General features: G+C 61.1%; 24 protein-coding genes and 1 tRNA gene. 16 read left to right on the top strand and 9 right to left on the bottom strand.

What is annotated here, in order from left to right; all coding sequences use genetic code 11:
• Window positions 1-39: 39 nt before the first annotated feature.
• The 6 genes from ACOYQJ_RS23585 (at window position 40) to ACOYQJ_RS23560 (ending at window position 5,845) form a co-directional block, all read left to right on the top strand.
• Window positions 40-1,578: a sugar ABC transporter ATP-binding protein gene (locus ACOYQJ_RS23585; protein WP_422908360.1), complete on the top strand. Its 1,539-nt coding sequence runs from the start codon at window positions 40-42 to the stop codon at window positions 1,576-1,578.
• Window positions 1,575-2,555 carry an ABC transporter permease gene (locus ACOYQJ_RS23580; RefSeq protein ID WP_422908359.1) on the top strand — a complete coding sequence of 327 codons (981 nt, stop codon included), beginning with the start codon at window positions 1,575-1,577 and terminating at the stop codon, window positions 2,553-2,555. The genes ACOYQJ_RS23585 and ACOYQJ_RS23580 overlap by 4 nt, the downstream gene beginning before the upstream one ends.
• Window positions 2,552-3,535, top strand: a complete 984-nt coding sequence (locus ACOYQJ_RS23575) for an ABC transporter permease (RefSeq protein WP_422908358.1) — start codon at window positions 2,552-2,554, stop codon at window positions 3,533-3,535. Before ACOYQJ_RS23580 ends, ACOYQJ_RS23575 begins: the two co-directional genes overlap by 4 nt.
• Window positions 3,535-3,849, top strand: coding sequence for an L-rhamnose mutarotase (gene rhaM / locus ACOYQJ_RS23570; protein ID WP_422908357.1), 315 nt, complete (start codon window positions 3,535-3,537; stop codon window positions 3,847-3,849). Before ACOYQJ_RS23575 ends, rhaM begins: the two co-directional genes overlap by 1 nt.
• Window positions 3,846-5,207, top strand: a complete 1,362-nt coding sequence (locus tag ACOYQJ_RS23565) for an FGGY-family carbohydrate kinase (RefSeq protein ID WP_422908356.1) — start codon at window positions 3,846-3,848, stop codon at window positions 5,205-5,207. The genes rhaM and ACOYQJ_RS23565 overlap by 4 nt, the downstream gene beginning before the upstream one ends.
• A gap of 485 nt (window positions 5,208-5,692) precedes the next feature.
• A complete protein-coding gene (locus tag ACOYQJ_RS23560) occupies window positions 5,693-5,845 on the top strand; it encodes a hypothetical protein (RefSeq protein WP_422908355.1) in 153 nt (50 codons plus the stop codon).
• Between the two features lie 184 nt (window positions 5,846-6,029).
• Here ACOYQJ_RS23560 and ACOYQJ_RS23555 read toward each other — a convergent pair.
• Window positions 6,030-6,103, bottom strand: a tRNA-Cys gene (locus tag ACOYQJ_RS23555).
• A 184-nt stretch (window positions 6,104-6,287) separates the two neighbouring features.
• Here ACOYQJ_RS23555 and ACOYQJ_RS23550 point away from each other — a divergent pair.
• Both ACOYQJ_RS23550 and ACOYQJ_RS23545 read left to right on the top strand, forming a co-directional pair.
• Window positions 6,288-6,941 (top strand): protein-L-isoaspartate O-methyltransferase family protein, encoded by a 654-nt coding sequence (locus tag ACOYQJ_RS23550; protein WP_422908354.1) that lies wholly within the window; start codon window positions 6,288-6,290, stop codon window positions 6,939-6,941.
• A 132-nt stretch (window positions 6,942-7,073) separates the two neighbouring features.
• Complete coding sequence (locus ACOYQJ_RS23545; RefSeq protein ID WP_422908353.1) at window positions 7,074-8,378, top strand: hypothetical protein; 1,305 nt, start codon at window positions 7,074-7,076, stop codon at window positions 8,376-8,378.
• 110 nt (window positions 8,379-8,488) lie between these two features.
• Here ACOYQJ_RS23545 and ACOYQJ_RS23540 read toward each other — a convergent pair whose 3' ends face one another.
• On the bottom strand, window positions 8,489-8,812 hold the full coding sequence (locus ACOYQJ_RS23540; protein ID WP_422908352.1) for a DUF6280 family protein: 324 nt from the start codon (window positions 8,810-8,812) through the stop codon (window positions 8,489-8,491).
• Between the two features lie 217 nt (window positions 8,813-9,029).
• Between ACOYQJ_RS23540 and efp the strand changes: the two genes are divergently transcribed.
• Both efp and ACOYQJ_RS23530 read left to right on the top strand, forming a co-directional pair.
• On the top strand, window positions 9,030-9,593 hold the full coding sequence (efp, locus tag ACOYQJ_RS23535) for an elongation factor P (RefSeq protein WP_422908351.1): 564 nt from the start codon (window positions 9,030-9,032) through the stop codon (window positions 9,591-9,593).
• 75 nt (window positions 9,594-9,668) lie between these two features.
• Window positions 9,669-10,136, top strand: coding sequence for a GNAT family N-acetyltransferase (locus ACOYQJ_RS23530; RefSeq protein WP_422908350.1), 468 nt, complete (start codon window positions 9,669-9,671; stop codon window positions 10,134-10,136).
• 6 nt (window positions 10,137-10,142) lie between these two features.
• Here ACOYQJ_RS23530 and ACOYQJ_RS23525 read toward each other — a convergent pair whose 3' ends face one another.
• Together ACOYQJ_RS23525 and ygfZ are read right to left on the bottom strand one after the other, a co-directional pair.
• Complete coding sequence (locus ACOYQJ_RS23525; protein ID WP_422908349.1) at window positions 10,143-10,943, bottom strand: fructosamine kinase family protein; 801 nt, start codon at window positions 10,941-10,943, stop codon at window positions 10,143-10,145.
• The gene (gene ygfZ, locus ACOYQJ_RS23520) at window positions 10,940-11,677 is read right to left on the bottom strand and encodes a CAF17-like 4Fe-4S cluster assembly/insertion protein YgfZ (protein ID WP_422908348.1); all 738 of its coding nucleotides are present in this window, start codon (window positions 11,675-11,677) and stop codon (window positions 10,940-10,942) included. Before ygfZ ends, ACOYQJ_RS23525 begins: the two co-directional genes overlap by 4 nt.
• A gap of 61 nt (window positions 11,678-11,738) precedes the next feature.
• Between ygfZ and ACOYQJ_RS23515 the strand changes: the two genes are divergently transcribed.
• Window positions 11,739-12,416: a TIGR04283 family arsenosugar biosynthesis glycosyltransferase gene (locus ACOYQJ_RS23515; RefSeq protein WP_422908347.1), complete on the top strand. Its 678-nt coding sequence runs from the start codon at window positions 11,739-11,741 to the stop codon at window positions 12,414-12,416.
• Window positions 12,417-12,420: 4 nt separating this feature from the next.
• Here ACOYQJ_RS23515 and ACOYQJ_RS23510 read toward each other — a convergent pair whose 3' ends face one another.
• Window positions 12,421-14,193 (bottom strand): ABC transporter ATP-binding protein, encoded by a 1,773-nt coding sequence (locus tag ACOYQJ_RS23510; protein WP_422908346.1) that lies wholly within the window; start codon window positions 14,191-14,193, stop codon window positions 12,421-12,423.
• Window positions 14,190-14,915 carry a fused DSP-PTPase phosphatase/NAD kinase-like protein gene (locus tag ACOYQJ_RS23505; RefSeq protein ID WP_422908345.1) on the bottom strand — a complete coding sequence of 242 codons (726 nt, stop codon included), beginning with the start codon at window positions 14,913-14,915 and terminating at the stop codon, window positions 14,190-14,192. The genes ACOYQJ_RS23510 and ACOYQJ_RS23505 overlap by 4 nt, the downstream gene beginning before the upstream one ends.
• A 131-nt stretch (window positions 14,916-15,046) precedes the next feature.
• Here ACOYQJ_RS23505 and ACOYQJ_RS23500 point away from each other — a divergent pair, with 131 nt between their 5' ends.
• The gene (locus ACOYQJ_RS23500) at window positions 15,047-16,255 is read left to right on the top strand and encodes a pyridoxal-phosphate-dependent aminotransferase family protein (RefSeq protein WP_422908344.1); all 1,209 of its coding nucleotides are present in this window, start codon (window positions 15,047-15,049) and stop codon (window positions 16,253-16,255) included.
• Window positions 16,256-16,257: 2 nt separating this feature from the next.
• Here the strand turns inward: ACOYQJ_RS23500 and ACOYQJ_RS23495 are convergent, their stop codons facing one another.
• From ACOYQJ_RS23495 to ACOYQJ_RS23485, 3 genes are all read right to left on the bottom strand, one after another.
• Entirely contained in the window at window positions 16,258-16,473 is a 216-nt protein-coding gene (locus tag ACOYQJ_RS23495) for a histidinol phosphate aminotransferase (RefSeq protein WP_422908343.1), read from the bottom strand.
• Between the two features lie 97 nt (window positions 16,474-16,570).
• Window positions 16,571-17,680: a pyridoxal phosphate-dependent aminotransferase gene (locus ACOYQJ_RS23490; RefSeq protein ID WP_422908342.1), complete on the bottom strand. Its 1,110-nt coding sequence runs from the start codon at window positions 17,678-17,680 to the stop codon at window positions 16,571-16,573.
• 123 nt (window positions 17,681-17,803) lie between these two features.
• The gene (locus tag ACOYQJ_RS23485) at window positions 17,804-18,133 is read right to left on the bottom strand and encodes a DnaJ family domain-containing protein (protein WP_422908341.1); all 330 of its coding nucleotides are present in this window, start codon (window positions 18,131-18,133) and stop codon (window positions 17,804-17,806) included.
• Window positions 18,134-18,275: 142 nt separating this feature from the next.
• Here ACOYQJ_RS23485 and ACOYQJ_RS23480 point away from each other — a divergent pair, with 142 nt between their 5' ends.
• The 4 genes from ACOYQJ_RS23480 to ACOYQJ_RS23465 all read left to right on the top strand — a co-directional run bounded on the left by ACOYQJ_RS23480 (window position 18,276) and on the right by ACOYQJ_RS23465 (window position 22,383).
• On the top strand, window positions 18,276-19,562 hold the full coding sequence (locus tag ACOYQJ_RS23480) for a lipoprotein-releasing ABC transporter permease subunit (RefSeq protein WP_422908340.1): 1,287 nt from the start codon (window positions 18,276-18,278) through the stop codon (window positions 19,560-19,562).
• Complete coding sequence (locus ACOYQJ_RS23475) at window positions 19,555-20,238, top strand: ABC transporter ATP-binding protein (RefSeq protein WP_422908339.1); 684 nt, start codon at window positions 19,555-19,557, stop codon at window positions 20,236-20,238. The genes ACOYQJ_RS23480 and ACOYQJ_RS23475 overlap by 8 nt, the downstream gene beginning before the upstream one ends.
• 90 nt (window positions 20,239-20,328) lie before the next feature.
• Window positions 20,329-21,291 carry a calcium-binding protein gene (locus ACOYQJ_RS23470; RefSeq protein ID WP_422908338.1) on the top strand — a complete coding sequence of 321 codons (963 nt, stop codon included), beginning with the start codon at window positions 20,329-20,331 and terminating at the stop codon, window positions 21,289-21,291.
• 105 nt (window positions 21,292-21,396) lie between these two features.
• Window positions 21,397-22,383 (top strand): Ldh family oxidoreductase, encoded by a 987-nt coding sequence (locus tag ACOYQJ_RS23465; protein WP_422908337.1) that lies wholly within the window; start codon window positions 21,397-21,399, stop codon window positions 22,381-22,383.
• Window positions 22,384-22,455 lie beyond the last annotated feature (72 nt).

Genomic DNA, 22,455 nt, shown 5'->3' with positions numbered 1-22,455 from the left:
CCGGACCCTTTTCAAATCCCAGCTGAATTAGGCGCCACAATGCTGCAAACCGCGCAAGCCCAAAGGCCCGTGGACGGGACAACTGCACCCGTCATGGCCCTGACCGGGATCACCAAGACCTTTCCGGGCGTCAAGGCGCTGGATGGCGTGTCGCTGGCCCTGTATCCGGGGCAGGTGACGGCGCTTGTGGGCGAAAACGGCGCTGGGAAATCGACCATCGTGAAGGTGCTGACCGGTATTTATCAACCCGATGGCGGCGAGATTAACGTGGACGGAGCGCCGGTGCATTTCCCATCGGCGCAGCATGCCACGCAGGCCGGCATCACCGCGATCCATCAGGAAACCGTGCTGTTCGATGAGCTGTCGGTGGCCGAGAACATCTTTATCGGTCACGCGCCGCGCACCCGGTTTGGCCTGATTGACTGGCCGGAAATGCGCCGCCGGGCGCGGGACATCCTGCAACGGATCGACGCGCCTCTGGATCCGATGATGCCACTGCGCGAGTTGGGGATTGCCAACAAGCACCTTGTCGCCATTGCACGCGCCCTTTCCGTCGACGCTCGTGTGGTGATCATGGACGAACCGACGGCCGCGCTGTCCCAGAAGGAAATCGAAGAGCTTTACGACCTGGTCGAGCGGCTCAAGGCCGAGGGGCGGGCGATCCTGTTTATCAGCCACAAATTCGATGAGATTTTCCGCATCGCCGACCGATACACGGTGTTTCGCGACGGTCAGCTCGTCGGCTCGGGCCTGATGGCCGATGTCGGCGAAGCTGAATTGGTCCGCCTGATGGTGGGCCGCGATGTGGATCAGATTTTCCCCAAGTCCGATCACACGGTTGGGGATGAAGTTCTGAAAGTCGTTGGCTATGCCCATCCGACCGAATTCGACGACATCAACTTTGATCTGAAACGCGGAGAAATCCTTGGGTTCTATGGGCTTGTCGGAGCCGGGCGATCCGAGTTGATGCAAGCGCTTTTTGGCATCACCAAGCCCTCGAAAGGGGCGGTGCGCATTGATGGCAACGTGCGGGTGATCCGCTCGCCTGCCGATGCGATCGAGAACGGGATCGTCTATGTCCCGGAGGATCGCGGCAAGCAGGGGGCGATCATCGGCCTGCCGATTTTCCAGAACGTGACGCTGCCGTCGCTGGCGCAGACGTCAAAGGGCGGGTTCCTGCGATTGGCCGAAGAGCTGAAATTGGCACGTGAGTATACCGAACGTTTGGATCTGCGCGCGGCTTCGCTGGATCAGGACGTTGGCAATCTGTCCGGAGGCAACCAGCAAAAGGTGGTGATCGCCAAATGGCTGGCGACCAAGCCCCGGGTGATCATTCTGGACGAGCCGACGAAAGGCATCGACATCGGGTCAAAGGCGGCGGTGCATGAGTTCATGGCGGAACTGGCAGCACAGGGTTTGGCGGTGATCATGGTAAGCTCGGAGATCCCGGAAATCCTTGGCATGTCGGACCGGGTGATCGTGATGCGCGAAGGGCTGATTGCAGCGGAACTTGAAGGCGATGATCTGACGCCCGAAACGCTGGTGCGCCACGCGGCCGGGATCGGAGCAACACAATGACGGGTTTTCTGAAATCGCGCGAGGCGCTTCTGATTGGCGTGATCCTTGTGCTGCTGGTGCTGATCGCAAGCCGCTTTGCGGGCTTTGTCGCGCCGGACAATCTGGCGCGGGTGTTCAACGACACCTCGCCCCTGTTGATCCTTGCGCTGGGGCAGACCGTGGTGATCCTGACGCGCTGTATCGACTTGTCCGTTGCGGCCAATCTGGCGCTGACCGGGATGGTCTGCGCCATGTTGAACGCGGCCTACCCCGGTGTTCCCGTCGTGGTGATCCTTGCGCTGGCGCTGGGCATGGGGGCGGTTATGGGGGCGGTGAACGGGGTGATGGTCTGGAAACTGTCGATCCCGCCCATTGTTGTCACCTTGGGCACCATGACCATTTACCGCGGCATCATTTTCGTGATTTCAGGCGGCGAATGGGTCAACAGCCACGAAATGAGCGCTGCCTTTACCGGTTTTCCGCGCGCCATGATCCTTGGCCTGCCGGTGCTGAGCTGGATCGCCATCCTTGTGGCTGCCGTGTTCTTCACAATGATCGCCCGCACGCCACTGGGCCGCGCCTTTTACGCGGTGGGCGGCAATCCCAATGCCTCGGTCTATACCGGGCTGGACGTGGGCAAGACGCAATTCTGGGCTTTTGTGCTGTCGGGGACGCTGGCCGGGCTGACAGGCTATCTTTGGGTAGCGCGCTATTCGGTGGCCTATGTGGACATCGCAGGCGGGTTCGAGCTTGAGGTCGTGGCGGCTTGCGTGATTGGCGGCATCTCGATTGCCGGGGGGGCGGGCACGGTGCTGGGCGCCATTTTGGGCGCGCTTTTCCTTGGCATCGTCAAGAACGCGCTTCCGGTGGTCGGTATTTCGCCCTTCTGGCAACTGGCCATCTCGGGCGCGGCCATTGTCATCGCCGTGGCCTTCAACGCCCGCTCGGGCCGCGCCAAAGGCCGCATCATCCTCAAGAAAGCAGAGGGCTTGGCATGAGCGATACTGCACGACATATTCCCGACCGTCTGGAAAGCCGCGCAGCCCGTCTGCTGAAAAGCTGGGAGAGCCTGCTGCTGGCCGTGGCGGTGGGGATCTTTGTCGCCAACTCGCTGGCCTCGCCCTATTTCCTGAACGCCTGGAACCTCAGCGACGCGACCTTCAACTTCACCGAAAAGGCGATGATCGCCTTTGCCATGGCGATGTTGATCATCGCCGGAGAAATTGACCTCAGCGTAGCCTCGATCATCGCGCTCGCCTCGACCGCGATGGGGGCGGCGGCGCAGATGCAGGTCGGTGCGCCGGTTTTGGTGCTGATCGGGTTGGGCGTTGGCTTGGCCTGCGGGGCCTTCAACGGCTTGCTGGTCACCGGCATGGGGCTGCCGTCCATCGTGGTGACAATCGGCACCATGAGCCTGTTTCGCGGCATCAGCTATATCGTGCTGGGCGATCAGGTGTTCAAAGGTTACCCCTCGGAGTTTTCTTATTTCGGGCAGGGCTATGTCTGGTGGGTGATCTCGTTCGAGTTCGTGCTTTTCGCGGTTTTGGCGCTGGTCTACGGTGTGCTGTTGCACAAGACGAACTTTGGCCGCGCGGTCTTTGCCATCGGGAACAACCCCACAGGGGCGTTGTTTTCCGGCATCCGCGTGCAGCGGGTCAAGTTCATCCTGTTCCTGCTGACGGGCCTGATGGCCGGGGTCGCCTCGGTCTGTCTGACCTCGCGGCTAGGCTCGACCCGTCCCTCGATCGCCTTTGGCTGGGAACTGGAGGTGGTGACCATGGTGGTGCTGGGCGGCGTGAACATCCTTGGCGGATCGGGGACCATTCCGGGCGTCGTGATCGCGGCCTTTGTCATGGGGCTGGTCACCTTTGGTCTGGGGCTGTTGAACGTGCCGGGGATCGTCATGTCGATCTTCATCGGGGTGCTGTTGATCGGAGTGATCGCGCTGCCACGGCTTTGGGCCATGTGGAGGGGATGATGCACAAATACGCCTTCAAGATGCTGCTCAACCCCGGCTCGCGGGCGGAATACGAAGCACGCCATGATGCAATTTGGCCCGAGTTGGTCACCTTGCTGAAAGAAGCCGGCGTGTCGGATTATTCGATCTATCTGGACGAAGAGACGAACATCCTTTTCGGGGTGCTCTGGCGCCGCGACGATCATGGCATGGACGACTTGCCGCGCCATCCGGTGATGCAAAAATGGTGGGCGCATATGGCGGACATCATGCAGACGAAACCGGACAAAGAACCTGTCGCCACGGCTTTGACGCCTGTCTTTCACATGCCATGACCCACGTCGCTGTCATCGATATAGGCAAAACCAATGCCAAGCTGGCGCTGGTCGATTTGAACAGCCTGACCGAGCTGGCCGTTCTCACCCGGCCCAACAGGGTTATGCCCGGCCCGCCCTATCCGCACTTCGATGTGGAAGGACATTGGGCGTTCCTGCTGGAGGGGCTGGCACGGTTTCACCGCGACCATGGCGTCAACGCGATTTCGATCACCACACATGGCGCCAGCGCAGTCCTTCTGGACCAAAAGGGCGGGTTGGCGGCGCCGGTGCTGGACTATGAACACACGGGCCCGAATGAGACGGCCGATTCCTATGACGCCATCCGCCCGGATTTTTCCGAGACAGGCTCGCCGCGGCTGCCGATGGGTTTGAATGTCGGCGCGCAGTTGCATTGGATGCTGCAAACCGATCCGGATCTTGATGCACGGATTGCGACGGTCGTGACCTATCCTCAGTACTGGGGGTTTCGGCTGACTGGTGCCTTGGCGTCGGACGTGTCGTCGCTGGGCTGTCATACAGACCTTTGGAACCCGGGCGAGGGGCGCTTTTCCTCGCTGGTAGCAAAGCTTGGATTGGAAGGGCGGATCGCGCCAGCGCGCCCTTCAGCGGACAAGCTCGGCCATATCCTGTCCGAAATCGCAGCGGGCACCGGGTTGCCCCCCGAAACGCCCGTGCATTGCGGCATACACGATTCCAACGCTTCGCTTTTGCCGCATGTGCTGGGGCGCAAGGCGCCGTTCTCGGTTGTGTCGACAGGCACTTGGGTGATCGTCATGGCGGTGGGCGCGGGCAAGGTGGCGCTGGACCCGGCGCGCGATACCTTGATCAATGTCAATGGTTTGGGCGATCCCGTGCCCTCGGCCCGCGTGATGGGCGGGCGCGAATACGAGGTGATCCTGTCGGGCCAACAGGCCCCGGCGACGCCTGAGGCCGTGGCGGATATCCTGGAAAACGGCACCATGTTGCTGCCTGCCGTTGTTCGCGAATCCGGCCCCTTTCAGGGACGCGAAGCATCTTGGATTGGGCAAGAACCGGCCTTGGGCAGCCCGCAGCGCACGGTTGCCGCCAGCTTTTACCTCGCGCTGATGACGGCCACCTGCCTTGAGCTAATAGGCCATCAGGGCGAGGTCATCGTCGAAGGCCCCTTTGCTCGCAATGCCGAATATTGCCAGATGCTGGCCGCGGCCTCGGGGCAGCATGTCGTGACCTCGGAAAGCGCCACGGGCACTTCGCAGGGGGCAGCGCTTTTGGCGGCGGAAAGCAAAGTGGTTCCGTCGGACGCCGGGGCAAGCCGGTTTGCGCCCGGGTCAAAGCCGATGGCGCTTTATGCGAAGGCTTGGACCTCAATGCTTTAGCCTTTGGCGTCTCGCGGATGCGCCTAAATGTTGCGGCCTCGAACCGTTTCAGTCACGGACACCAGCGACAGAGAGCAGGTGAAATTAGTTGTCACCCAATTTTATGGTAGCGGGCGGCAGGCAAACCCAGAGATGGCCGGACATGACGTGCGGCCGATGTTCGAGAATACGCGCAGCTGATGCTTGGGCGACGTTGGTCGCGAATTCGGTCAGATCGGATTGGCCGGTGTGCAGCCCTTCGGTGGGGTAGGGAGGAAACCGGAAAGGCTCCACGGGAGCGTTTCCCTGAGCCACGAACCAAACCCCAGCCCCTCCCAAAGGAGGTCACAAATGGCTCACGAAATCAGCCCCCGAAATTCAGGACCTGCGACTGTGATCGCACAACCGGCGGTCACGTCATCGACGGGCTTTATAGCGCGTGTGTCTGATGCTGGAAGCACCGGCACGAGCGCAAGAAGATCGCTGTTCCGTCCGGTTTGGGCGGCGTGTTCTGTGTCGAGATCCTCAGCGTCGAGGATGATTGCGCCAAGGTGAAGGTGGTCAAAAGCTCGAACGGCTTTGACGCCTTGCCGCCCTTCACTGCGCTGTTCAATGACATCGCCTCGCATTGGAAGCGCAAGGTGGGAGACATCCGATGATCCCTGATTATCACAGCGATGACCTTGCGACCGGGCGTCTGGAAGACAAACGGAGCTTGAGAAGGGCGCTCAAGAGGCAAGAAATCAATTGGATAGAAGCAAGATCGAAACGTGAAAGTTTCAACGGTTGTTTCAGAAACTAAAGGAAGGGGCAAACACGGTGACGCAAGTGCTTGATGTGAAATGGAGGCGAGTACCGGAATCGAACCGGTGTACACGGATTTGCAATCCGCTGCGTCACCACTCCGCCAACTCGCCAGAGCAGCGCCTGCTTAGGGGCTCTTCAAAGCTTCGTCAAGCGCATATCAACCGGCTTTGCGGAGGCAATACAAATCGGTAAGCAACCTATGCGCAAATCGTCCGGACGCGCTTGCAAGACATTGCCCATCCCCGACGGTTGTGTCACAAAAGGACAGGGTATCTGAACGAAAGAGTTTAGTTCATGGCTGACTTCGCTACTCGCCGCCGCATGATGGTCGACACTCAGGTGCGTCCGTCCGATGTGACAGAATTTCCGATCATCGACGCGATGTTGAACATCCCGCGCGAGGTTTTTGTCCCGCGCGAGCGGATCGAGGCCGCCTATGCGGACACCCATGTTGAACTGGGCGCAGGCCGTGTTGTGCTGGAGCCGCGTGTTTTCGGCAAGATGCTGGATGCGCTCAACCTCAGCAATTCGGACTTCGTGCTCGATCTGGGGGCTGGCCTTGGCTATTCGTCGGCTGTGATCGCGCGCATCGCCGAGGCTGTCGTCGCCGTGGAAGACGATGAAGATCGCGCCGCCGAGGCGCAAGCGCTTTTGACCGAACACCATGCCGATAACGTGATTCTTCACGTCGGGCCGCTGGAACAGGGGGCCGCAGAGCACGGACCCTATGACGCGATTATCGTCGAAGGCGGGGTCGAGACCTTGCCCGAGGGGCTGACGGATCAGCTTAAGGATGGCGGCCGAATTGCAGTGATCTTTATGGAAAACGCGTTGGGAACAGTGCGGATCGGGCACAAGGTGGATGGCGCGGTGAACTGGCGGTTTGCCTTCAACGGCACGGCCCCGGTGCTTCCGGGCTTTGAAAAGAAGGCCGCTTTCGCCCTTTGAGGCGGCTCCTTTCCGATCCAGTGATAGATGTGCCCATCGCGTGCGCATAGAAAAGATTAACTTTTTCTGCTTCTGTTGTGCGAAAGACTTGGCGCGGGTAAACTCTTGTCCGAGGCGAGAGTGGATAAAAAAATGTCTGACCCTGTGACGAATATGGAAATAGAGGATGTTTTGTCCTCAATCCGGCGGCTCGTATCCGAGGATACGCGCCCGAAACGCCCGCACGAATCGCCGGCACAGGCGGACCGTCTGGTTCTGACGCCAGCGTTGCGCGTTAAGCAGGACGACCGCGACGAGAGCGTGGAAATCGAGGAGACGCCAAAGCAATCCGCGCCCTCTGCTGAAGTGCCAGTCCTGCTCACCAATCCGACCAATCTGCCCAAGCGCAAATCCATTCTGCCGGAACGTAAAGCCAGGTCAGATGGGGCCGAGACGAAACTCGTCGGGTCTGAGGACGCTGTTCAGGACGCGCTTGAAACCGCGTTGGCAGATCTGGCTGACGCCCCTGCGTTGCCGGTCGCCTCTGACGAGATTGTGGACACCATTGAGTTTCGCAGCACACCGGCACCGGATGAACAAGAGCCGTCGGATACGCTGCAACTGCAGGATCTCCTTGACGCGGATGCTGGTGATCTGGCCGATTCCCTTGAAGACTCGGATGAGGTTTCGCAATCGGATGACGATCTCGAGGATGACGATTTTGAGTCGGACACGCCTCTGACCGCGTCATCAATTTTGAGCCAGCTTGTGGAACAGGAGGTCGCCCGCGCCTTCTCGGAAGGCGCCGCGATTGAGAGCCGCGAAGTCGAAGTCGAATCGTTGCGTATCGACGCTGCTCCTGCGGACGCCCGCGACGAGGTTGAGACCGGGACATCTATGGACGAGGGTGACAGCGGTGATTTGGAGGACCTTCTCGCCGAGGATCTGACCCAGACAAAGCCGGAAGCCAGCGTCACGGATGTTTCGGCTGAAGCGCTTGCCGGAGCAATACAATCCGACAAGGCCGAAGCAGCAGAAGAACCGGTATCAGAGGAAACACCGGCGCGGAGCTTGGAAAGCAAGATTGCCGCATTGGAAGAAATGGTCGCGCATCAGTCGGGTGAATGGGACGGAGATACTGTTGAAGAGGCGGCATTTGTGCATCGCCCCTCTGCACCGCTGGAGTGGGAAGATCATCACACGCCCGCAGCAGACGTGAAGATCGCTCAGCCCAAGGCTGCTGGTATCGAAAATGCTGTTCAGGCCCCTGTCGAAGCTGAAGCTGAAGCTGAAGCCGAGGCCTTGCCAACTATTGACGACGAAATGCTGCGCCAAATGGTGTCCGAAATTGTCCGTCAAGAACTGCAAGGTGCGCTGGGCGAACGGATCACACGTAACGTCCGCAAGCTGGTACGCCGCGAGATTCACCGTGCCATGATCAGCCAGGATTTTGACTGAACGGCAATATCGTCGGCAGTGTGCAGATCGTATAATTCAGACTTTTGGATCAACAAAAAACGCGCCCTCGAAGGGCGCGTTTTTCTGTCTGGCAGACTTGGATTTTAGGATCAGGCAGCTTCGGCCTGTTGCGCTGCTGCATTGCGACGCTCGCTCTCTTCGCGCGACAGCGCAACAGAGGTGCGTACGCCTTTGCCAACGAAATCCATCAAGCCGGAAACGACACGTTCGTTTGGGTCAATCCCAGCGCAGGACAACACTTCACGACCATCGCGTGAACGCGCCCAACGGGCGATTTGTTCGGGGCCGTTTCCATACTTCTTGTCGTCCGCAATGGCATCATCCAGGGCAGCCAACACCACCGCCGCAAACAGCTTGCGTGCGCGGTTGCCTTGCTCGGCATTGAAGGCGGTGCTGTCAACGAAATCTTTCATGAGTGGACCTTTGATTATTGCTCTTGTCTTTTTCGGCGTGAGGGGGGTTATGACCTATTCGTACCGATTCGGATACCCCACATTCACATACCACCTATGCAATTTTCGCATATCTTTCTGCGAATGCGACACGACATATCGTTGTCTTGCAAGGTCGTCTTGTGCCAGATATAGGGGCCGTCAAGAATTCATCAACCTTTTGCCACGGTTTTGCCACATGCCCAAGATCAACGGAAACGAGATCCGCCCCGGAAACGTACTGGAGCACAACGGTGGCCTTTGGGCCGCTGTAAAGGTCGACCACGTAAAGCCCGGAAAGGGCGGAGCTTTCGCTCAGGTCGAGCTCAAAAATCTTCGTAACGGCTCAAAACTTAACGAACGCTTCAGAAGCGCCGACAAGGTCGAACGCGTACGTCTTGAACAGAAGGACATGCAGTTCCTTTACGAAGACGATGGCCAGCTGATTTTCATGGATACTGAAACCTATGAGCAGGTTCAGCTGCCCGCTGACCTGCTGGGCGATCGCCGTCCCTTCCTTCAGGATGGCATGACCATCGTTGTGGAATTCCACGATGCCGAAGCGTTGAACGCGACGGTGCCGCAGAAGGTGGTTTGCAAGATTGTCGAGACCGAGCCGGTGGTCAAAGGCCAGACCGCTGCAAACAGCTTCAAGCCTGCGGTTCTCGACAATGGTGTGCGTATCACCGTGCCGCCGTTCGTCGGTCAGGACGAAGACATCGTCGTCAACACCGAAACCATGGAATATTCCGAACGCGCCTAAGGGCTGCGTCTCGCCCTTGATACCGGTGGGCAAACTGAACCAAGGCCTCCGGCGCAGCGCCAGGAGGCCTTTTTCATGCCCAGACTCAGCCCGCATGAGCTGCCCGAGGTTGTCCCGCTGTTGCGGGCCCTGCATGCCCATCATGTGAACCATCTGCCAAACGTGTTTCACGATGAGGCATCGAGCGGGGCTTTGTTGGCGCATCTGGAAACGCAGGTGAAGGCCGGAGCCTGGGTCTTTGGCCATCGCGAGGACGGTATTTTGTCGGCCTATCTCATGGCGGTGCCCGAGTATCTGCCGCGAGACAGCTTTCGCAATGCCCGGAAATGCATTTTGCTGGATCATCTTTATGTTGCGCCAGCGCTGAGGGGCGCGGGTCTGGCGCAGGTCTTGGTCGCCGAGATGGAGGCCGAAATGCGCCAAGAGGATATCGGCGAATGGAGAGTGACGCATCACGCCTTTAACGATCAGGCGCAGCGATTCTTTTCGCTGCAGGGGGCGAGACCAGCGGTGCATGTGCTGGGCAAGACGCTTGGCGGCTGAGCTCGGTCAGTGCCCCGACGTCGCCAGCAATCTCTCGACCAGCCGGCGATACCCGTCACCGAACAGCCGCAAGTGCACCAGCGCGGGCCATAGTTGATAGATCGGACGACGGAAGGCCGCCCCATCAGCGAGCGCGCCATAGGCCGAGGTGAAATCGGATGGGGGTGCGCCAAACAACGCCATCATCGCCAGATCGACTTCGGCGTCGCCGTAATAGCAAGCCGGGTCGATCAGATAGGTTTTGTCGCCGGTAAACAGCGCATTGCCACTCCAGATGTCGCCGTGCAACAAGGCCGGTCGGGGCGCGTCTGGAAGATGGCTCGACAGGTCGCGCGCAAGGGCTTCGACGCGTGTGGCAAGATCAGCGGGCAGATCTGGCAGGAAGGGCAGCAGGCGGTTCTCGGCCCAGAAGGTGACCCAGTCTTGTCTGGCCGTGTTTCTGATCTGAACCTTGCCAAAGGCATAATCTTCGGGCCAGCCAAAGCTTTGCCCTGCAACGCGGTGCAGGCGCGCCAAAGCCTGTCCCAGCGCGGCCCAGTTCCCCGCCGTTGGGGCCGTTTCTTCCAGCCATTCGAGGCACAGCAGACTGTCCGCTTGATGCAGAACCTCGGGCACCGGCGCCCCGATCTGCGCCATGGCCGTCAGCATCCGCGCCTCGACCGAAACCAGGGGGCCACGTTTGACCGCAATGCGGCGCCCATCTTTCAGATCAACGCGGAAAACCTCGGACAGATCGCCGCCTTGCAAAGGGCGCACGCGGGCGACAGGCGCACCAAACAGCGTCTCGATCTGCAGATGCGCACTCATGCCGGATAGCGCACTGTTGCCCCTTCGGCTTGCATGGCCTCCGAGGCGCGGTCAAAGCGCAGGTAAGCGATGCCGCGCCCGCCGCTTTGGGTATAAAGCGTGCCAGCCGCTTTGCCAGCCGAGGTCAGTTCGGCGCCAACAGGGGCGCGGCCTTCGACCAAGACCTGGGCCAGACCTTTGCGCAGCTCGGTCTTGTGTTTCATTCGGGCGGTCACTTCTTGGCCAACATAGCAGCCTTTCTTGAAGTCGACACCGTTCAGCCGTTCGAACCCGGCTTCAAGGATAAAGGTGTCGGGGGTCAGCTCCACGCTGCTTTTCGGGATGCATGCGGCAACGCGCAGGGCGTCCCAATCCGCCTCGTCGCCCGGTTGCCCGGCATATCCGCGCCAGCCCAGTATCGCATTTCTAGGATCGGCAAAGGCGCCGTCAGGCGGGTTGCCAATCCCACGGGAAACGACCAGATCGGTTTGCGCGATTTCGACCTTTGAGCGCAATTTATACATGCTCAGGCGTTGCAGCAGGGCCGGGGCCTGGGCGGCGTCTGCGTCAATCAGGATGTCCTCGCCGTCGGGCACCAGAAAGAAATCCGCAAGGTATTTGCCCTGCGGGGTCAAGAGCGCGGCATAGACTAGTCCGTTTTGCAGCTTGGTGACATCGTTGGTCACCAAGCCTTGCAGGAAATTCAGGCTATCCGGTCCGCTCACCCGCAAAACCGCTCTATCGCTATGTGCCATGGCTCTCCCCTTTTGGTTCTTCTTGCCATATAGGGCGGTCAAGCTACAGCGAACAGGCCCCATGCGCGCACCGATTTCCGTTATCATACCGACACTCGATGCCGAAAGCGGCCTTCCGCACTGTCTTTCAGCCTTGGGAGAGGGGTTGAACGCCGGGTTGATCCGCGAGGTGATCTTTTCCGATGGCGGCTCTCTGGATTCCACGCTCGGAATTGCCGAGGCAGCAGGCGCCGAGGTGGTGTCCGGCCCGCCGTCGCGTGGCGGGCAATTGCGCCGAGGGGCCGAGGCGGCTGCGGGCGATTGGCTGCTGTTCCTGCACGCCGACACGGCGCTGCAAGAGGGCTGGACCGAGGTCGTCCTGCGGGCGCTGCCCACCCCCGGCGCCTATCATTTTCGCCTGCGGTTTGATGCCAAGGGGCTGGCGCCGCGGCTTGTTTCGGGCTGGGCGAACGTGCGGTCGCGCTATCTTGGGCTGCCCTATGGCGATCAGGGGCTGCTGATTGACCGGGCGAGTTATGAGAAGGCGGGAGGCTTTCCGGACATCCCGCTGATGGAAGACGTTGCGCTTGCTCGTCTTCTGCGTCGGCAGATGCTGGAACTGCCCGCCTATGCCGTCACCAATGCAGGCAAATATCAACGTCAGGGGTGGCTGCGGCGCGGCGCGCGGAACCTGTCCATACTGATCCGCTATCTGTTCGGCGCTGATCCCGCGCAACTGGCGAAACAGTACCGCAAATAGTCCGTCAGTGCTGATCGAATTGCAGACGGTACAATTCCTGATAGGGGCCATCGCGGGCGATCAGTTCGTCATGGGTGCCTTGATCGACGACGCGCCCGTGATCCATCACGATAATCTTGTCGGCGTTGCGTATGGTGGCCAGTCGATGCGCGATCACAAGGGTCGTGCGGCCTTGCGACAGGCGTTCGAGGGCGGCCTGCACCACAGCTTCGGATTGCGCATCAAGGGCGCTTGTCGCCTCGTCCAGCAACAGGATGGGGGTGTCGCGGAGCAGCGCGCGCGCGATGGCCACGCGCTGACGCTGTCCGCCCGACAGGTTTGACCCGCGTGGCCCGACCGGCGTTTCCAAGCCATTATCAAGGCGCGGCAGAAAGTCAGACACATGTGCGGCCTCAAGCGCAGGCTGCAAGGCGTCGTCGTCGATATTCTGGCCCAGAACCACGTTTTCCCGGAGGGTTTCATCGAACAACAGCGAATCCTGACTGACGACCGAGAACATGCGGCGCAAAGCACCAAGGTCCATGTCGCGCGTTGCAACGCCGCCGATCAGAACCTCGCCTTGATCGGCATCCAGAAGCCGGGTCAACAGGTTGAAGATGGTTGATTTCCCAGCCCCCGACGCGCCGACCAATGCGGTTGTCTGGCCCGGCTCTGCGGTCATCGACACGCCGCGCAGCGCCGGGGCCTCGCCAAAGCTGAGGAATACGTCGCGCAGTTCGATCTGCGGCACGCCCTGCGGCGGCGGCACCGGATTCGCAGGGGATTTCAGGGCCGGCTGCGTCTCCATCAGGGCCTTGATCCGCTCGATGCTGGCGGCGGCCACCTGCCATGCCCCGCTGACCGCGCCCAGCCGTCGCAGAGGCTCAAAGGCAAGGCCGATGGCGGTGAAAAAGGCCATGAAATCACCGACGGTCTTGGTGCCAGAGATAATCTCGCGACCACCGTACAGCAGCACACCGACAAAGCCGATCCCGCTCATCACGTCGATCAGGCCGGGAAGCGAGGCTTGCCCCGCCGAGGCCCGCGTTTCGGCGCGCACCCGGTCGCGTGTCATCAGGCGATAACGCTTGTGCTGATAGGCTTCGAGCGTGTTCAGCTTGATCGGGGTGATGCCGTGGAACACTTCGTTCAGATGCGAGGACATCCGCGCAGTGACATCGCGGACGCGCCGGGCATTGCCGCGCACGAAGCGCTGCAAAAAGACCGATGGCACCACGAGCAGCGGCACGCCAACCAGCGCCACCAGCGTCCAGCGCCAGTCGATCAGCAGAGCCACCCAGAACAGCGACACCAGCGCCACCGCATCGCGGCCTGCACCGGTGATCAGCGTGTTCCAGATCTTGGCGATGGCCGAGACGTCGCCTTCGACCCGGTGCATCATAAGGCCCGGCCCGTTGACCTGATGAAACCCGGTGTCCAGCGACATGATATGGCGCAGCATGTCCTGCCGCAGATCACCCATGGACAGTTGCGAAACCCGGGTCAGCACCACCTTCTGGACAACCCCGGCAACTGCCCGAGCCAGAAAGATGCCCAGAACGGCAAACGCCACCCAGACAAGCGCATCGGCATTGCCGCCGACAAAGACGTCGTCAAACATCGGCTTCATCATGTAGGACAGCATACCGAACATCGCGCCCTCGACGGACATGAAGATCATGGCTACGAACATCAGCCCGGTGTAGCGGCGCAGATATCCACGCCAAAGCCACAGGAACAACCCGCGCGCCTGTTCGGGCAAGACTTTGGGGAGTGGTTCCTTGGACTTCTTGCTCATGCGGGTGCCTTGGGGGGTATCAAATCCCGAGCGATCTCGATCGCAGGGCGCTTGGCCTCATAGCTGGCTTGAATGGCTTTGGCCTGATACTCGGCCGCGATCCAGTCTTCAAAGCCTATCTGCCCAAGGGTCAGTCGCGCCTCGTAGATGTCCAGAACATAGTCCTGCACACCGGTGGCGGTGAAATCGAGGTGAATGAATTTCAGGCCAAGCTGTTTCTTGGCCTCCTGAATGTCGGCGCCTTCAAAGACCAGCTGATAGGTTGCCGCAACAAAGCCGGCGCGGTCGGCGCCGGACTTGCAGTGGAACATCATTGGCTTTTCCGCCGCGCGCAGGGCTTCGATCACGTTCAGGATGCGGCGTCTCGGGGCGGCTTCGCGGGCCCAGAGCTTGGCATTGACCAGGTTCAGGCCAAGCGCCTCGCAGCTTTCCTTTTCAAACAGGTAATGCGCGTGTTTGTCTTCCCCGCGCAGATTGACGACCGTCTTTATCCCCATGGCGGCGTATTTCTCGAACCGGGCATGGGTCGGCTGGTTGGATCGCCAGACGCCGGGCGCCACGGGCCAGAAGTTCGTCCATAAAATACGCAGAAAGGCGTGGTCGAACAGATGGTAATGCAGCTTGGCCCAACGCCGCGCTGACGGGGTCGAGATGTCCTTGCCCCAGGAACGGCGAAACCGGCGTTCCGCATTGTCCAGTTGGGTCCACAATTTACGCAGCATCAAGTCTGTCCCGTCACATCAGGGGCCGGATGTAGCCTTTGACCCGGCGTCTTGCAAGCGTGGCATTGACGCGCGGCCCGGTCTGGGTAGTGTGTCGCGGCCCCGATTGGGGTGCTTCAGGAGATCACGAAATGTCGCTTGCTCATGGCCGCCCCTACCTGGCGATTCCCGGCCCCTCAGTCATTCCGGACGCGGTTTTGCAGGCCATGCACCGCCCCGCGCCCAATATCTACGAAGGCGCCTTGCCCGAGATGGTCGGGGGGATGATCCCGGATTTGCGCTATGTCGCGCAGACTGGCGGGCATGTTGCGATCTATATCACCAACGGTCATGGCATGTGGGAAGCCGTGCTGGCCAACACCGTGGCCGCGGGCGAGCGTGTGTTGGTCCCAGCCACCGGGCGCTTTGGTCTGGGCTGGGCGGATACGGCGCAGGCCATGGGGATCGAGGTCGATCTGATCGAGCATGACCGCCAGAGTGCCATTGACCCACAGCGCGTGCGCGCCGCGCTGGAGGCGGACAAGGCGCACAAGATCAGGGCGGTGCTGGCGGTGCACGTCGATACATCGACCTCGGTGCGCAGCGACGTTGCGGCCCTGCGCGCGGTTCTGGACGATCTGCAGCATCCGGCGCTGCTGATGGTCGATTGCATCGCGTCGCTTGCCTGCGATGAGTTTCGCATGGATGACTGGGGCGTCGATGTGATGATCTCGGCCTCGCAAAAGGGGCTGATGGTGCCGCCCGGGCTGGGCTTTGCCTTTTTCAACGACAAGGCCGCCGAACAGCGCCGGGCCGTGGCGCAGGTTTCGCGCTACTGGGATTGGACAAACCGCGCCAATCCCGAGATGTTCTATCAGTATTTCAACGGCACCGCGCCAACCCATCACCTGTACGGTCTGCGCGTGGCGCTGGACATGATCAAGGCCGAGGGGATGGAGGCGATCTGGGCGCGTCACGCAGCGCTGGCCGGGGCGATCTGGACCGCTTGCGATGTCTGGGGCAGTGCGGGACCGCTGACGCTGAACATTCCCGACCCATCGCTCCGCTCACACGCGGTGACATCCCTGCGGCTTGGGGCGCCGCACGGTATGCGTTTGCGCGAATGGGCCGACGCTCAGACCGGGGTGACGCTTGGGCTGGGCATCGGCATGTCCGAACCCGATGACCCGAATGGCACCGGCTTTTTCCGCTTTGGTCATATGGGCCATGTCAGCGCCCATATGATCCTTGGCCTGTTGGGGGTGGTCGAAACCGGCTTTGCGGCGTTGGACATCCCACATGGCAAAGGCGGCGTCACCGCGGCGACCGAGTTTCTGGCGGGTGTCTGCGCGAAAGGCTGAGCCTAGATCTGCTCGGTCTTGTCAAAACCGGGGGCCTTGCGCCGCTTGTGCAGATCCAGCCGCGTGATCAGGTGATTCAGGATCGCGGCAAGGATCAGCACCGGGCCAAGCCCCCAGGTCGACCAGACGGCTGTGAAGATCCACATCAGGTTGACGAAGATCAGGATCAGATTGGCCAAGGTGTAATCCTCGACCCGCTTGGGATGACGGTTCTCCATCTGGCGCTCCTATTCGGCACGGCTGCTACCCAAATGATAGCGCAACATTTGCCCCTTCACGGTCACGATCCCGTAAAGGTCCGAATTTTTGGTAAATTCAGCCGGATTTTGCCACTTCAAGCGCTTTTGGCAGGGCCTCTGCCAGAATCTTCATGTCTTCGGCCCGGCCCGCACTGACCCGGATGCAGCGATCCTGCGGTGCCACAAAGGGCATGCGTACAAAGACGCCGTCTGCGATCAGGGCCGCCAAAACCGCACGGGCGAAATCCCCGTCGCGACCGCAATCTATCGCCACAAAGTTCGTGGCCGAGGGCAGGGTGGACAGGCCGTTGTCTTCGGCGATGCGGGTGATCTCGGCCTTGGCAGCGCCAACCAGATCGACGACTTCCTCAAGCCATTCCTGATCCTGCATGGCCGCCAAGGCGCCAGTCTGCGCAACCCGGTTCATGGCAAAGTGGTTGCGGATCTTGTCGTAAGACGTGATCAGATCGCGCGCGCCCACGGCATAAGCCACGCGCGCGCCCGCCATGCCATACGCCTTTGAAAAGGTCCGGAAACGCACGACGCGCGGGTCTTCGGGATCAATCCGGGGCGCGGTGCCTTCGGGGGCGAATTCGATATAGGCCTCGTCCAGCACGAACAAGGTACCTTCGGGCAGACGTTTCAGCGCGGCTTCGATCTTGGCTCCGCTGTGCCACGTGCCCATGGGGTTGTCCGGGTTGGAGAGGTAAACCAGCTTGGCATCGACCTCGGCAGCTTTGTCCATCAAGGCCTCAAGGTCTTCGTGGTCGTCTTTGTAGGGCACCTTGTGCAAAACGCCGCCATAACCCGCGACATGGAAATTGAAGGTCGGATAGGCGCCATCCGAGGTCACCACCGCATCCCCCTGTTCCACCACAAGCCGCACGGTATAGCCCAGCAGCGTATCGATGCCTTCGCCGATCACGATGTTTTCGCGCGGACAGCCCATATGCGCCTCAAGCGCGCCCATCAGATCATGGTGGGTGGGATCGGCGTATTTCCAGATATCCGCCGCCTCGTCCTGCATGGCAGCCACGGCAAAGGGCGAGGGGCCGAACAGGCTTTCGTTTGCGCCAAGGCGGGCACGGAAAGGGGCGCCTCGTTGGCGCTCCTGCACTTCGGGGCCGACAAACGGCACGGTTGAGGGAAGCGCAGCGATCAGGGCGGGGTATCTGGGTCCAGTCATGCCTGCAACTATGGCAGGGACGCGGACGGGTGCAAGCCTCGCAATTTGAATGTGGTCTATCGGGGCGCGAATTCAGGCAAGAAACCAAAGTGCCCCGCAACACCGTTCTGCGTCAGACGAAAATCAGCGCAGGAACTTTTGCCGGGCTTCGCGGGCGATTTCATATCTCAGCTGGATGTCCGCAATGACCTTCATCAACTGCTTTTTCAAGGCAGGATCAGTTTCCTGCTGCCAGTCCTTTCGCGCCTGATCCAAGGCGGCCTTCAGTTTGATTTCGTCGGGAAGCGCTCCGGCTTCAGCCATGATGCGAAAACCGACAGCATCGCCTGCATCGATCAGTGCATCCCCCGGGCGCAGCGGCAAAGGTTTGCCTTCGCCTTCAAGGCCGGACAGCTTGCCTTCGGCCAGCGCTTTGCGGATCTGCGACTCGGTCAGCTGTTGAAGTTTGTCCATGGGCCAACTCTATCGAAGGCGCCCTAAACGTCAAAGCGCGTTCAATGGGAAACAGGTGATTGGCCGGGTTCCGCCCAGTTGCGCTTGACCGGACCGGCCCAAAAGGCCAGTTTCCGGCCAGAGCAGCCGGATAAGAGCACGAATGGCCAAGACACCGCCCCCTTTTGCCCCGTTTGAATGGATGATTGCATGGCGCTATCTGCGTGCCAAGCGCGCCGAAGGCGGGGTGTCCGTGATGACGTGGATCAGCCTTGTCGGGATCACATTGGCGGTCTTCGCGCTGATTGCGACGCTGGCAGTGCGCGCCGGGTTCCGGGCCGAGTTTGTCGATACGATCCTTGGCGCGAATGCCCATGTCACCGTCTACCATATCGAGCGCACGGATGATCAGGGTCGCAGCACCCGCACCCTGCCGGACCACAACGCCATGGCGACGCGCGTGGCGCAGGTGCCAGGTGTCGTGCGCGTCGCGCCGCTGGTCAAAGGGCAGGTCATGGCCACCGCCAACGGGCGCAACGCCGGGGTCGAGGTCTTTGGCATCAGCGCCGAGGATCTCAAGGCCATCCCGCGCGTTGCCGACCCTGAAACCGGCCGCGGCACGCTGGATTTGTTCGACGACGGCGTCGCGATCGGGTCCGGGGTGGCGATGATGCTGGGCGTGGGCCTTGGCGATCAGATCAAGCTGATCTCGCCCAACGGGGTCAAGACCGCCTTTGGCGTCAGCCCGCGCGTCAAGAGCTATGAGGTCACTTATATCTTCACCGCCGGGCGCTATGACATCGACCGCACCCGCATCTACATGCCTTTCGACGAGGCGCAGCTTTACTTCAACCGCGAAGGTGAAGCGGATGAATTGGAAGTGATCGTCGAAAACCCTGAAAAGGTCGAACAATACACCGCTGGCATTGCCGAGGCTGCAGGCGTGGGCGCGCTGATCTGGACGTGGCAAGACGCGAGCGGTGGGTTTCTGCGCGCGCTGGATATCGAGGACAACGTGATGTTCGTGATCCTCTCGGTGCTGGTGCTGATCGCGGCGATGAACATCACTTCAGGGCTGATCATGCTGGTCAAGAACAAGGGCGGGGATATCGGCATTCTGCGCACCATGGGTCTGACCGAAGGTTCCGTCATGCGGGTGTTCTTCATCTGCGGGGCCTTTACCGGGATCATCGGAACGGCGCTGGGCGTGCTGTTGGGCTGCCTGTTCGCGATCTACATCGACCCGATCTTTGCCACGGTGAATTATCTGTCCGGCGGAGGCGTCTGGGATCCGTCGATCCGCGGCATCTATGCCTTGCCCGCCAAATTGCAGGTGCAGGATGTCACGGCAGCGATTGCCCTGTCACTGGGCCTGTCTTTTGTCGTTACGATCTTTCCGGCCCGCCGCGCGGCCCGGCTGAACCCGGTTGAGGCCCTGCGCTATGAGTGATCCCGTCTTGCGCCTGACCGGCATCGAAAAGGTCTACAAAAAAGGCACCCCGGCCGAGGTGCAGGTGCTGCGCGGCGCCGATCTGACGGTCAACAAGGGCGAAGTGGTCGCGCTTGTGGCGCCATCGGGCGCCGGTAAGTCGACGCTGTTGCATATCGCGGGGCTTCTGGACACGGCGGACGCGGGCAAGGTCGAGATCGCAGGCGAGGAAATGCAAAGCCGTTCGGACCGCAAGCGCACTTTGATGCGCCGCGAGCATCTGGGCTTTGTCTATCAGTTCCATCATCTGCTGCCCGAGTTCACGGCGCTGGAAAATATCGTGCTGCCGCAATTGGCCAATGGCGTTGCGCGCAACAAGGCCGAGGCCCGCGCGCTGGATCTTTTGGCGAGCGTCGGCATCGCCGAGCGCGCTGATCACCGCCCCGCCGCCATGTCCGGCGGCGAACAGCAGCGCGTCGCCTTTTGCCGCGCCATGGCCAACGAACCGCGCCTGCTTTTGGCGGATGAGCCCACCGGGAACCTTGACCCGGCGACCTCGGACCGGGTCTTTGACGCCTTGATGCGGCTGGTGCGCGAAACTGGCCTTTCGGCGCTGATCGCCACCCATAACCTTGAGCTGGCGGGACGTATGGACCGCTGTCTGCGTCTGGATGCCGGGTATCTGAGCGAGACCTGAGCGCAGGCGTGGCCGTTCACCCCAATTTCGTCAAAATTTAAGCAATTTCTCCCTATAGACCGGACCCGAGCAGTCATTCGAGGTGCCGTTATGGGCGTGGAGTTGATCATTTTGATGCTGGGCCTGGTGCCCTTTGCCATTGCTGCCACGACCGGCGGCAACGGCGCAGAAGTCGCCACGACCGAGGATGAGGTCGCGGCGCAAGACGCGCTTTTGGATTTCTCGTCGCTGGCGGAATTCCTGGCCAACCGGGGCGATGTCGAGGAGCCTGACGACGCGACAGGGGCCGGGACGGATACCTTGGGAACCGGTACGGACACAGCAGTTACGGGCGTTGATACCATTGTTGGGGACACGGGCGCAGATACTGCGCCGACAACTCTGGTCGGGACCGACGGCGCCGACACGATCACCGGCACGGCGCAGAGCGACACCATCGAAAGCGGTGCCGGCAATGACATACTCGATGGAGCCGATGGCTTTGACTGGATCTTTGGCGGTGCCGGGGACGACACGCTGCTTGGTGGCCTTGGGCAGGATACTTTGCTGGGTGCCGAGGGAATGGATCTTCTTATCGGCGGTGATGGTGCGGATCAGATCTCGGGCGGAAGCGAAGCCGACTCGCTAGAGGGAGAGGCTGGCGCTGACGTGCTTTATGGCGGTCTCGGGTCGGACACGCTGAACGGCGGTTCTGGCGACGATAGGCTTGACGGCGGTCTGGCAACCGGGCCGGACGGGGCAGCCGACATACTGGACGGCGGGTCCGGCGACGACGCGCTCTTTCTTGAAGATGGCGACGTCGGGACGGGCGGCTCCGGCGCCGATAGCTTTTATGCAAATGGTGTCGTGCAAATCACCGATTTCGACAGCAGCGAAGACATGCTGATGATCGAATATTCAGGCGCAACGGCCCCTGCGATCACCGCTCAGACCTTGTCGGCAGAGGGGCTCGCAATCAACCTGTCAGACGGAACGGTGGTATTGCTGGCGGGCGTCGGCGAAATGATCGCCGCAAGCAGCCTGACCTATATCGCGCTGGCCCCGACCACTTGAACCCTGAGCCTGCCTTCGCGCTTGAGGCCCACCGTCTTGCAGCCTACCGTTCGGTTAAAGGCCGGGGCGCGATAGGCTCCGGTCCCTGAATGGACGGAGTGCCTAATGCCCGAAATTGCCATCGACGAGATAGAAACGCTGAGCGCGCAAGCCTTGGAAAGCCACGGCGCCACGTCCGCCATAGCTGCCGAAATGGCGCGCGCGATTGCCTGGGCGGAGGCGCGGGGAAACCGCATCTGCGGGCTGTATTACCTTGAAAGCTACTGCCAACAGCTTGTCACGGGGCGGGTCAACGGGCAAGCGGCGCCGCATATTGCGCACCCGCGCCCGGCCGAGTTTCGCGTGGATGCCGGACACGGCTTTGCCCAGCCCGCTTTTGCCAAGGCCTTGCCGCAGGCGCTTGAGGCCGCGCGCGAATTCGGGATCGTCAGCCTTGCCTTGCATCACGCCCATACCTGCACCGCGCTGGGCTATTTCACGGAGGCGATTGCCAAAGCCGGGTGTCTTGGGCTGGGTGTCACCAATGCTTCGCCCATCGTGGCGCCGCCGGGCGGTAAAACGCGGGTTATCGGGACGAACCCGATCTCTTTCGCGGTGCCGGACGGGCAGGGCGGCGTGACTATGCTGTTCGATCAATCGACCACGACGGTGGCTTTAGGGCGGATCACCATGGCCAAGGCCGCTGGCGAGCCGATCCCCGAAGGCTGGGCCATCGATGTCGACGGGCAACCGACCACCGACCCAGACGCGGCTTTGGCCGGATCGATGGTCTCATCTGGGGGCTACAAAGGCTGGGGCATTGGCCTGATGGTCGAGATTCTGGCCGCCTGTCTGGGCGGAGGCTACCTGAGCCGGGAGGTCAAGCCGCTCAAGGCGCCCGAGGGCGAACCGCATGATCTGGGGCAGTATTTTGTTCTGATTCATCCGGGCGAGGGGGGCTTTTACGACCGGGTCGAACAATTGGCAGGTTTTGTGGCCGAGGATGAGGGCTGCCGCATGCCGGGGCAAGGCAAGCAGCCAAAGGCCAGCGCCGAGGTGCCAGAGGCATTGTGGGCGCAGCTTCGGCAATTGGCGGGGCAAGGCGGAGCCTAGGCCGTGTTGACAAAAGGGATTTCCACCGGGCGCTGATCGTGATTCAAGCTGGTATCTGCAATGGAGAACAAC

Origin of the sequence: Pacificoceanicola algae, from assembly GCF_049341065.1 — a bacterium.
GTDB lineage: Bacteria > Pseudomonadota > Alphaproteobacteria > Rhodobacterales > Rhodobacteraceae > Pacificoceanicola.
The sequence above is the reverse complement of the archived record's forward strand: the minus strand, read 5'-3'. Positions and strand labels throughout refer to the sequence as shown.